This is a genomic window from Paenibacillus barengoltzii NBRC 101215, assembly GCF_004000745.1.
Lineage (GTDB): Bacteria > Bacillota > Bacilli > Paenibacillales > Paenibacillaceae > Fontibacillus > Fontibacillus barengoltzii.
In genome coordinates, this window is sequence record NZ_BILV01000001.1 from 192,917 (window position 1) to 204,570 (window position 11,654).

Annotated in this window: 9 protein-coding genes; 2 read left to right on the top strand and 7 right to left on the bottom strand. The window is 54.3% G+C overall.

Annotation, left to right across the window (positions count from 1 at the left end):
* Window positions 1–4: 4 nt before the first annotated feature.
* The 5 genes from remA to PBA01S_RS01000 form a co-directional block, all read right to left on the bottom strand.
* On the bottom strand, window positions 5–265 hold the full coding sequence (gene remA, locus PBA01S_RS00980; protein ID WP_009225246.1) for an extracellular matrix/biofilm regulator RemA: 261 nt from the start codon (window positions 263–265) through the stop codon (window positions 5–7).
* Between the two features lie 53 nt (window positions 266–318).
* Window positions 319–1,206, bottom strand: coding sequence for a YicC/YloC family endoribonuclease (locus PBA01S_RS00985; RefSeq protein ID WP_016311613.1), 888 nt, complete (start codon window positions 1,204–1,206; stop codon window positions 319–321).
* Window positions 1,207–1,238: 32 nt separating this feature from the next.
* The gene (locus PBA01S_RS00990) at window positions 1,239–3,164 is read right to left on the bottom strand and encodes a bifunctional homocysteine S-methyltransferase/methylenetetrahydrofolate reductase (RefSeq protein WP_028538318.1); all 1,926 of its coding nucleotides are present in this window, start codon (window positions 3,162–3,164) and stop codon (window positions 1,239–1,241) included.
* 233 nt (window positions 3,165–3,397) lie between these two features.
* Window positions 3,398–4,234, bottom strand: a complete 837-nt coding sequence (gene dapF / locus PBA01S_RS00995) for a diaminopimelate epimerase (protein ID WP_028538319.1) — start codon at window positions 4,232–4,234, stop codon at window positions 3,398–3,400.
* 72 nt (window positions 4,235–4,306) lie between these two features.
* Window positions 4,307–7,111, bottom strand: coding sequence for a calcium-translocating P-type ATPase, SERCA-type (locus PBA01S_RS01000; protein ID WP_028538320.1), 2,805 nt, complete (start codon window positions 7,109–7,111; stop codon window positions 4,307–4,309).
* A gap of 199 nt (window positions 7,112–7,310) precedes the next feature.
* Between PBA01S_RS01000 and PBA01S_RS01005 the strand changes: the two genes are divergently transcribed.
* Entirely contained in the window at window positions 7,311–9,074 is a 1,764-nt protein-coding gene (locus PBA01S_RS01005; RefSeq protein WP_127575112.1) for an Rqc2 family fibronectin-binding protein, read from the top strand.
* A 106-nt stretch (window positions 9,075–9,180) separates the two neighbouring features.
* Here PBA01S_RS01005 and PBA01S_RS01010 read toward each other — a convergent pair whose 3' ends face one another.
* A complete protein-coding gene (locus tag PBA01S_RS01010) occupies window positions 9,181–10,074 on the bottom strand; it encodes a PHP domain-containing protein (protein ID WP_127575113.1) in 894 nt (297 codons plus the stop codon).
* Between the two features lie 28 nt (window positions 10,075–10,102).
* Window positions 10,103–11,008, bottom strand: coding sequence for a selenium metabolism-associated LysR family transcriptional regulator (locus tag PBA01S_RS01015; RefSeq protein WP_028538323.1), 906 nt, complete (start codon window positions 11,006–11,008; stop codon window positions 10,103–10,105).
* Between the two features lie 393 nt (window positions 11,009–11,401).
* Between PBA01S_RS01015 and PBA01S_RS01020 the strand changes: the two genes are divergently transcribed.
* The coding region (locus tag PBA01S_RS01020) for a transposase (RefSeq protein ID WP_164744059.1) at window positions 11,402–11,654 on the top strand (253 nt) is incomplete at its 3' end.

Below are 11,654 nucleotides of genomic sequence, written 5' to 3' on the forward strand. Positions count from 1 at the left end.
CATTTTATTCGTCGTTGTCTTCTTCCTTGGTGGACAGACGATGAGCGACGGTCTCTGGCTGGACCGCCGATAATATCACATGATCGCTGTCCGTGATGATCACCGCGCGCGTACGCCGCCCGTATGTAGCATCGATCAGCATGTGGCGATCTCTCGCTTCTTGAATGATCCGCTTGATCGGCGCAGACTCGGGGCTGACGATCGATATGATCCGGTTGGCCGATACGATATTACCAAAGCCGATGTTAATAAGTTTAATTGCCATGTTCAGGTAGTTCCCCCTAATTTGCTTCACTCACCCGGCGCCGGGTAGATGGCTTACTCGAGATTCGCCGCCTGCTCGCGGATCTTCTCTAACTCAGCCTTCATCTCGACAACCAGGTTGACTAGAGCCAAATGATTGGCTTTAGATCCAATCGTATTGGTTTCCCGGTTCATTTCCTGTATGAGAAAATCCAGCTTGCGCCCTACCGGTTCATAAGCTTGAAGCAGACTGCGGCACTGTTCGAAGTGACTCTTCAGCCGAATCAGTTCCTCGTCGATGTTCGACCGGTCCGCAAACACGGCCACTTCCATCGCAAATCGCTGCTCGTCGTAGTTCCCGTCCAGCAGTTCGGTTAGCCGATTCTTCAGACGGGTTCGGTACTCTTTCACAACTTCCGGAGCTAACCGAACCAGTTCGCCATGGATCGCTTCCAGCCGCTGCAGTCGCGCACCCAAATCGGCGGCCAAATGCTTCCCTTCCCGTTCCCGCATGCCCAAAAGCCCAATCAGCGCTTCCTCCAAGCCTTCGGTCAGCACCTGTTCCCATCCGGGATCAGCACTGCCGGCCGGAGCCGCTTCCTCGGGCGTCGTCAAGACATCCGGCAGAGATAGCAAATCTTTGGCGCTTAGCTTCGCGTCAACACCGTAGTGCTTGGCGAGCTCACCCGCTGCCTTCAGGTATGCTTCGACGACCGGACGGTTTAATACGTAAGGAAGGGTGCCGGATTCATCGCGTTCTTTACTGATGTATACATCAATGCGTCCCCGTTTGATATGGCGCTGAACCAGACGCCTTAGTCCGTCTTCGTAGCACGTCCATTCCCGCGGCATCCGCAGAACAACCTCAGCATACCGATGGTTGACGGACTTGATTTCAAATTGGACGACGTAACCGCCATATGATCTGACGGCCCCACCGTACCCAGTCATACTGTGCGACATAGGCATCACATCCGTTACCCTATTGTAATTGATTATGACAACCGAGACAAGTGGGCCGAGTCCCGTTTGGACTTCTCGCGAATATAATTCGTTAATGCGACATTCATTTCGTAGAACATAAACGGCGTCATGAGATAAATTCCGTTAAAATGCTCCATCGCCGTATCGAGCAGCTCTTTGGCGATCTCAACGCCCATCGCCCGTCCCTCTTCACCTTGCAGGCCCTCCATCCGCTTGCGAACTTCATCCGACAGCTGGATTCCAGGCACCTCATTATGCAAGTATTCAGCGTTCTTGCCACTGGCCAGCGGCATAATGCCGATGAAGATCGGCACGTCCAAATGCGCCGTTGCCTGCTTGATCGCCACGATCAGCTCCGGATCGTATACCGGCTGAGTCATGATGTAATCCGCGCCGGAGGCGATCTTCTTCTCCAGCCGCTCCACCGCTTTGTGCAAATGCTTTACATTCGGATTAAACGCGGCGCCTACGACGAATTTGGCTTTTTGCTTTAACGGCTTCCCGGAAAAAGAAATCCCTTCATTCAACTGCTTGATCATCCGAATGATCTCAAATGACGTCAAGTCGTACACTGAGCTCGCTCCCGGCAAATCGCCAAAGCGGGCAGGGTCGCCCGTCACCGCGAGCACGTGGTCGATGCCCAGCGCATCGAATCCCATCATATGCGACTGCGTACCGATGAGATTGCGGTCCCGGCAGGCGATGTGCACCAGCGGTCTTACGCCAAGCTGAGACTGGACGAGATGTCCAAGCGCCATGTTGCTCATCCGCGTCACCGCCAGCGAGTTATCCGCCAGCGTAAGCGCATCGATGCCCGCTTCTTTCAGTGCAGCTGCGCCCTCCATAAATTTCCCGATATCCAGGTCGCGCGGCGGATCCAACTCAACGATAACGGTATGCCGTTCTTTCACGAGCTCGGTCAAGCTCGGAAGCTTGTGGTTCTCCCCACCGCCGGGTACAGTCCCCTTGTCGCTGGAGGCGACAGATACGGCATTCGACTGCTCGTTGATTGATAGGCTAGCAGACAGATGCGGCTTAGGCAGCTTCTGTTCCTTCGCCAGCGGCTGAGCAGCGTACCCTTCCAAGGCTTTGGCCATCGCGGCAATATGCTCCGGTGTCGTACCGCAGCAGCCTCCAATCAATCTCGCCCCTAAATCGGCGAAAGCACGGGCACACTTTCCAAAATAATCCGGAGTCGCTCCATATACATATTCTCCATCGATATAGTCCGCCAAACCTGCATTGGGGAAAACGGACATCGGCACGTTGAGCGGCCCCTCCACGTCATCCATCACACCCATGATTCCTTTTGGACCGGAATGGCAGTTGAAGCCAACCACGTCCGCCCCTTCCTCAACCACCGCTCCAAACGCATCTGGAATCGTAAATCCGTCCAGCGTGCGTCCGATTTGATCGACGGCGAACTGGCAAATCACCGGAACATCCGTCAGCTTGCGAGCTTGTCCCAAAGCGATTCGCATTTCTCCAAGGTCGTAAAACGTCTCGAACAGCAGCGCATCCACCCCTTCGCTCAGCAAAGCAGCAATTTGCTGCTCAAAATATTTGCCAAGCTCTTGGTCGGTGACGTTCGCCCGCTTGCCGCCGCGGATGGAACCAACCGCTCCTGCAACATACGCACGTTCGCCCGCGGCTTGCTTCGCGATCCGTACTGCAGCCCGGTTGATATCCTCCACCTTGGCCTCCAGTCCGAATTTAGACAATTTATAGTAATTTGCCGAAAACGTATTGGTTTCCAACAGCCTTGCCCCAGCATCGAGATAGCGGCGATGGATGTCGCCGATCACGTCGGGGCGCAGCAAATTAAATTCTTCATAAGAAATGCCGACCGGAAAACCCAATTGGTACAAATACGTCCCCATGGCCCCGTCGCCGACAATAACTTCGCGCTCCAAAGTCGCACGCAAATCCGGTTTCATGCTTCTGCCCCCTGACTGCCGTGAAGTTAACTCGCATTATGAATCAATCCCGGCGCAAACTATTATCATATTAATTTATCATAAATCGTTCTGATTGATAAGGTATCGCCGGTGAAGATCGCTGGTAGTTACCGTAAAAAAAGCCGGACTCCCGATCAGGGAACCCGGCGATTGTTCATCATCCTCTCGGATGAACGTTATGCTTCGATTATTTCGACCACGTAAACTCCGACTTAAACTTCGACGTTACCTTTGTATACCGCTTCGGCTGGCCCCGTCATATAGACATGATTGTCGCGTTCATCCCATTCGATGAACAAGTCTCCGCCCTTGAGTCCTATCCAGGCGGCGCGATCCGTCAATCCGTTTAGGACGGAGGACACCAGCGTAGCGCAAGCGCCCGTACCGCAAGCCAGCGTTGGGCCTGCCCCGCGTTCCCATACGCGCATCTCCACCCGCTCACGATTCGTCACCGTGGCGAATTCTACGTTGATCTTGCGCGGGAAGTATGGATGTACCTCCAGCTTCGGTCCCCACGTGGTCACTTCGAAATTCGGCGCATCATCCACATAGATGACGCAATGTGGATTGCCCATCGAGACGGCCGTAAACTTAAATTCTTGACCGTCCGTCTCAATCGGCTGGCTTACTATCGGATTTTGATTCAGCGTCGTTGGAATTGTCAGGCCGTCCAGGATCGGTTCGCCCATGTCGACCCGCACCGTCTTGACCACACCGTCTTCGACCTGCAAGGTCACTTGCTGAACGCCTGCTCCCAACGTTTCAATCGTTACGCTGTCTTTATCCACCAGACGGTTGTCATAGACGTATTTGGCTACGCAGCGAATCGCGTTGCCGCATTGTTCTGCTTCCGTACCGTCCGAGTTAATAATCCGCATTTTAAAATCCGCTTTGTCCGACGGGAGAATAAATACCAATCCGTCCCCGCCAACGCCAAAATATCGGTCACACCACCGGATCGCCAGTTCGGATACGTTATCCGGCAGCTGTTGTTCACCATAAAATACGAGAAAATCGTTACCTAGTCCATGCATTTTTGTAAATTCCATGCTAACCCCACTCCTGCATCGTTGGATGATAGGGTTAGTCTACGCCTTTGCCCGGTAGAAAAGCTATTGATTTTATGCACGAATGTTTGTACTTTTCGCGGTAACAAAGGGACGCGGTCCACTGCTGCGCCGTTTCCGATTGCCTGACCAGACGCTGCCCGCGCCCATTAGGAAGGTCGGAATGCCTGCGGCCACCAGCGTGATTGCCCACTCCCGCGTGCCAAGCGGTACCGTTTTGAAGATCGGCTGAAGCGGTTCAATGTACATGACGCCAAGCAGCAGCACAATCGACGACAGGACGGCGGCCACTAAATATTTATTTTGCAAAATGTTACGATGGAAAATCGACCGCGAGCTGCGGCAATCAAACACATGGATCAGCTGCGCCATAACCAGCGTCGCGAAGGCGACGGATTGCGCTTTGACCAGTTGGGCCGGATCCGACGGCGCATGGCGCAGCGTCAGCCAGAACGCCCCCAGCGTACATACGCCGATCAGCACGCCGCGGCTGATGATCTTCCACCCTAACCGACGGGCAAAAATATTTTCGTTCTTGCCGCGCGGCTTGTGTTCCATCAAGTCTTTTTCCGGTTGATCGACACCGAGTGCCATCGCTGGCAAACCGTCGGTCACCAGGTTCACCCACAAAATCTGGATCGGCAGCAGCGGCAGCGGCAAGCCTGCCAGCATGGCGAAGAACATTGTCAGAATTTCGCCGACATTGGAGGCCAGCAAATAACGAATAAACTTGCGAATGTTCTCGTAAATGCTGCGTCCTTCCTCAATTGCAGCGACAATCGACGTGAAATTGTCATCACTGAGGATGAGCGAGGACGCTTCTTTGGAGACGTCGGTGCCGGTCATGCCCATGGCGATGCCGATATCAGCGGCTTTGATGGCCGGCGCATCGTTTACGCCATCGCCGGTCATCGCCACCACATGCCCGTTCCGCTGCAGCGCCTTCACGATCCGCAGCTTATGCTCCGGCGACACCCGGGAGTAGACGTAGGTGTGCTCTACCTGCTTCTCCAGCTCCTCGTCGCTCAGCATCTCCAGCTGCTGGCCTGACATCGAGGTGCCGCCCCGCGGCAAAATACCCAGATCGGCGGCGATCGCTTCGGCGGTCAGCCCATGGTCGCCGGTGATCATCACCGTCTTGATACCTGCCCGGCGGCAGACGGTAATCGCGTCCCGCACTTCGCGGCGCGGCGGATCGATCATGCCGGTGAGGCCTACGAAGATCAGTTGGGATTCCACTTGATCTTCATGCTCCGCCCCCTCGGTTGGCTTCAAATCGCGGTAGGCCAGCCCAAGCACCCGAAGGGCACTGCGGGCCATTTGTTCGTTGGCTGCTTGCACTTTTTGCCGGAACGTGCCGGTGAAAGGCACCACTTTGCCATCCCACAGGATATAAGAGCAGCGTTCAAGCAACATATCCGGTGCCCCTTTGACAAGCGCCATTTTGCCGCCTTGATGGGAGACGATGACGGACATCCGTTTCCGCTTGGAATCAAAAGGAAACTCCTGATCGCGGACATACATTCCGCTCAAGGTTCCCGGCGTCATTCCCATTTTGGACGCCAGCGTTACCAACGCTCCCTCGGTTGGATCGCCCTTCAGCTTCCAGACCGAACCACCTGCAGCGGCTTCCTCCTTCGTCTTGCGGCGGCCGCGCTTCTCCGGATCGTCCTCATAGATCACCGCATTGCTGCACAGCGCGCTGATCTGCAACAAGCGGCGCAAGCTTTGATCATTGCGCATATCGACAGGCTTGCCTTGGTCCAGAATATTGCCAACCGGCTCATAGCCTTCGCCCGTCACTTCCAGCGACCGGCCTTCCAGCCACACCCGGGTTACGGTCATTGTGTTTTGAGTCAGCGTGCCGGTCTTGTCCGAACAGATGACCGTAGCGCAGCCCAGTGTTTCCACCGACGGCAGCTTGCGAACGATCGCCTTGCGTTTGATCATACGCTGCACGCCTAGTGCCAACGCGATCGTCACGATGGCTGGCAGACCTTCCGGGATCGCAGCCACGGCGAGACTCACTCCGGCGAAGAACATGCTGGCTGCCGGCTGTCCCTGCAGAATCCCCAGCAGCACCACAACGACGGTCAAACCGAGCGCCACATAAATCAAAATTTTGCCGAGCTGCTCCAGACGCCGTTGCAGCGGGGTTTCTTGGACTTCGGTATTTTGGATTAAATCGGCGATTTTCCCCATCTCGGTGTCCATGCCCGTGCGGATCACGATCCCCCGGCCCGTCCCGCGGGTAATCATCGTGCCCATGAAGCCGATGTTCTTCTGATCGCCCAGCGGGACGTCGCTTTCACTAAGCACCCCCGCATGTTTGCCCACCGGATGCGATTCGCCAGTCAATGCAGATTCTTCCACGTCCAAGCTGTTCGTAGATAACCACCGGATATCAGCCGGAATCCGGTCCCCGCTTTCCAGCAGGACAATATCCCCTGGAACAAGCTCTCTGGCAGGAATATGCTTGACGACGCCTTGGCGCAGCACATTGGCATGGGGCGCGGACAGTTCTTTTAATGCCCGCAGGGAACGCTCCGCACGGAATTCTTGGATAAATCCAAGCACCCCGTTCAGAATGATGATGGCGATGATGGTGACGGCATCCAGATACTCGCCGAGAAAACCGGATATCAGCGTGGCACCCATCAGTACCAGCATCATAAAATCCTTGAACTGGTTCAGGAACAGCAGAATCGGAGAGATGCGCTCTCCTTCCTTCAGTTCGTTCCAGCCAAATTCCTCGCGTCTCTTCTGCGCTTCTTCATCGGTCAGGCCCTGTTCACGCGTGACGCCGAAGTGTTGCAAAAGCGCATCACTGCTCCACTGGTGCCAGTTTTTTTGTTCCATCCTCCTTAATTCCCCTTCCGTTTATTATGCAGTATCGGCGTGAAGGCTTTTCCACCTAGGGTAAATGTATTCCAGCCAGTCCCAAATTATCACAGGGGAGCCCTTAAGTTTTTGCCCGAAGTATGGCATCATAGAAGGGGGCTTTCTCGTGAAGCCGCCGTTTTTATACCACAGTTTCAGAACAGGAGATTATCATAAAATGGCACTCGACGGCATCGTAACCCGAGCGATCGTACACGAATTGCAAGCCTGCATCGGCGGTCGCATCAATAAAATACACCAGCCCGCAGAAAGCGACCTCGTCTTTCACTTACGCACGCATGCGGGCAATAAGCGGCTCCTGCTGTCGGCGAATCCGACATACCCGCGGATTCATTTCACGGAAAGTTCATTTCCGAATCCGTTGGAGGCACCGATGTTCTGCATGCTGCTGCGCAAGCACTGCGAAGGCGGGACCATCGAAGCGGTGACGCAGGTCGGCATGGAGCGGATCATCCATATCGACGTCCGTACTCGCGATGAGCTTGGAGATTTATCCATCAAGCGGATCATCATCGAATTGATGGGACGACACAGCAACATCATCTTGGTTGACCCAGCCACCGGCACCCAGTTGGACGGGATACATCACGTGACGCCGGCCATTTCCGGCTATCGGGTCGTCATGCCCGGCTTCGCCTATACCGCGCCGCCGGAGCAGCACAAGCTTCATCCGCTCGAAGCGGATCGGGCGGCGTTTATGGGCGCCTGGCAAGCGGCAACAGCCGAAGGCAAAGGCAGCAACTGGCTGGTCGATGCCTTCGCCGGGCTCAGCCCGCTGATCGTCGGCGAAATCTACGCCCGCGCCGGAGTCAGCGGCATTGCAGCCGAGATCGGGCTTAACCCGGAGGAGGCGGAGCGGTTATGGGGGGCTTTTAACGGATTGATGGGGGAGGTTCACAGCCAGAACTATTCCCCCATGACCGGCGAAAACGCCAAAGGAAAAAGCATCTTCTCCGCCGTCCGTCTCACAAGCGCCCACGGGGAGATTCGCACCTATTCTTCGATCAGTGAATGCATGGAAGATTACTACGGGGATAAAGCGCTGCGGGATACGGTCAAACAGAAGACGAGCGACCTGCTGCGCTTCCTGCAAAACGAGCGAAACAAAAACATCAAGAAGCTGACCAACCTGGAGAAGGATCTAAGCGAAGCCGAGGATGCCGAACGTTACCGCATCTGGGGTGAGTTGCTGCTGCCTTCGTTGCATGCGATTCGCAAAGGGGACACCAGCGTGGAGCTGATCAACTACTACGATGAAGAGCAGAAAATGGAGACGATTCCACTGGATCCGCTGCTAACCCCATCGGAGAACGCCCAGCGGTATTTTAAGAAGTACAACAAATTTAAGAACAGTCTCGCCGTCATCGAAGAACAGATGAAGCTGGCGAAAGAGGAAATTGCTTACCTCGACGGCTTGCTGCAGCAGTTAAACGATGCGACGTTAAGCGATATCGACGAAATCCGCGAGGAGTTGACTCAGCAGGGATATTTGCGAGACCGGGCCAAGCGGGGCAAGAAGAAGAAAAAGAACGACCGTCCGACGCTGCACGTCTATACTTCGTCGGAGGGCATCGAAATTTACGTCGGCAAAAACAACCTGCAAAACGAATACGTCACCAACCGGCTCGGCAAACCCAACGATACTTGGCTCCATACGAAGGATATCCCGGGTTCCCACGTCCTGATCCGCAGCGAGTCATACGGAGACGCAACGCTGAATGAGGCCGCGCAACTTGCCGCTTATTTCAGCCAGGCGAAGCAATCCAGCAGCGTTCCGGTAGACTGCACGCTCATCCGCTACGTCCGCAAGCCAAACGGCGCCAAGCCCGGCTTCGTCATTTATGACCATCAACGGACGTTGTATGTCACACCGGATGAGCAGCTTATTAAATCGTTGCCAAACACGGTGAAGAACGGCTGATTGGATGACAGATGACTGTTGGCGATACTCAAATGTCATAAAAAACGGTGCTCCAAAAGGGTTTATCAATGCGTAGACCCTTTGGACCACCGTTTTTTCGATTTTATCAGTTTGCTAAGTTTTTCCCAGCCCGTCTGACCGCCTCTGCCGCCTGTTTCAACCGTTCCACCGTACCCGGCGGTGCCGTGCGTCCACCTAAATCACCGTGAAAAACAACCCCCTGCCGCACACCGTGATAATCAGATCCCCCGGTAACGATTAGCCCGTACTGCTCGGCCATGGCGGTATAACGGCTCTCCTCTTCTGGGCCGTGGTCAGAATGATACACTTCAATCCCATCCGGCTTCCCGTGCTCCAGGATTGACCGTACCAACTCGTCGTCCCCGTACAAGCCCGGATGCGCTAACACTGCCGCGCCGCCTCCCTCATGAATCCACATGATGGCCTCTTCCGGTGCTATGCGCGGCAGAGAAGCATAGCCGGGTTTGCCTTCGGCTAAATATCGATCAAAAGCCTCGCGCATATCCGATACATATCCCTTGCGAACAAGGGCATCTGCGATATGAGGCCGGCCTAGGCTTTCCCCCGGACGCAGCGGCCGGTCCAGCCCAGCTTGCACTTCCTCCATCGTAATCTCAACGCCTAACTGCTGAAGCTTCGCGATAATTAGATGATTTCGCTCCTCCCGAACCGAGCGAAGCCGGGCCAAGCGCTCCTGAAGCTGCTCATCCTCGTAATCCAGGAAGTATCCCAACACATGGATGTCTTTGCCCCCGGCCCTTGTGCTGATTTCAATGCCGGGGACAACGTCCACGCCAAGCTCCTTCCCGGCCAGCAATGCTTCCTCAATCCCCGCAACGGTATCGTGATCTGTGATAGCCAAGCCAGTGAGCCCTTTTTCCTTGGCCAGCCTTACGTTTTCCGCCGGCTTATTCATCCCGTCCGAAGCTTGGGTATGTGAATGAAGGTCGTAACATTCGTCTTCCATATGTGGTTCCATGTGATCCCATCCTTCATTTCGCAAGTTTTTACGTAGTTTGCGGGTATTCCCGCAGGAAAGTCAAAAACGTCACTGCGGTGACCGGCAACAGCGTCGACTTCAAATGAATCGAATAAAACATCCGTTTAAAAGACAACCCTTCAATATCCAGCACCTCCAGCAGTCCCAGCGCCTGCTCATGCTTAACGGAAGAAGGCGAAATAATTGTGATGCCGATCCCGGCCTCGACGGCCGATTTTACCGCCCCCGTGCTGCCAAGTTCCATCACAGTACGAAGTTGGTTGATGTCAACGCCACATCTCCGCAATTCATCCTCCATCACCTGACGAGTACCAGAGCCTTTTTCCCGCAGTACAAAGGGGTAATGAATCGCTTCCTCCACCGTGACGGACCTTCTCCCTGACAGCGGGTGACCGGCGGGAACAATCAGCTTAAGCTCATCCTCCATGACAGGTTCAGATACCAAGTCCGGATGTTGAACCGGTGCCTCAACTAACCCAAAATTCAGTTGGTGATTCAGAATCTCCTCAATGATTTGCGTCGTATTGATTACCTTCATCACAATTGAAATATGAGGATATCGCTGCCCAAACGGACCTAGGAGCCGAGGAAGGACATATTCCCCGATCGTCAAGCTAGAGCCGAGCTGAAGCCGCCCTTCCAGCATCGACGTATGCCGCGACATGGCCTGCTCCGTTTCACGAATTAACTCAACGCTCTGGCGAGCAAACGGCATTAAAGTTTGTCCGGCTTCCGTTAATTCGATTCTTTTGGTAGAACGGATCAGTAGCTTGGTGCCGAAGTAATCTTCCAGCGATTGGATTTGCATCGTAACCGCAGGCTGAGTCATGTGCAGGGCCTGGGCTGCAGCCGAGAAGCTGCCACGCTGCGCCACCGTATAGAAAATATGAAGCTGGTGATAGTTTAACGCCATCGTCCGGCACTCCCCTTTCTCTCCATTGCAAAGCTCTCCATTAACAATAGCATGCTCGCCCCAACTCCATAAAGTGCCCGTACCATGAATTTGATGCAGGATCAAAAAAACGCGCTTGTATATAGTCTTGTGCGCCTCTTTTGCACCATTATCCCTTTTGCTCAGAAGAGGGAGATTCAGGAGGATCATCTTCTTACCGCCCTTTTTGCACCATTATCCCCTTTGTTCAGAAAAGAGGGTCCGATAAGCCCGATGGTAAGGAGGTTACCCGGAAATCCGATCAACCTCTGAATATCGGATGGTCAATGTGTATTTTTTTCTTGATGATAGAACGTACGTTTGGTATAATTTAGAAAAGAGAACGTATGTACGCATTTAATGGAGGAAGCGGACATGAAATTAGGCATGAATACGGAGCATCAAGCTATCAGCCGTCGTTTTCAAAAAGAAGCCGACTGCATCGAGGCGATCATCGCGATGAAGTGGCCAAATGGCTTTGTCTGCCCGCGCTGCGCTTATACCGAGAGCAACCGTCTATCCACCCGCCGGCTTCCTTTGTTTGAATGCGGAAGATGCAGTTATCAAGCCTCGCCTTTGGTCGGCACCATTTTTGAAAGAACTCATCTGCCTTTGGTGAAGTGGTTCC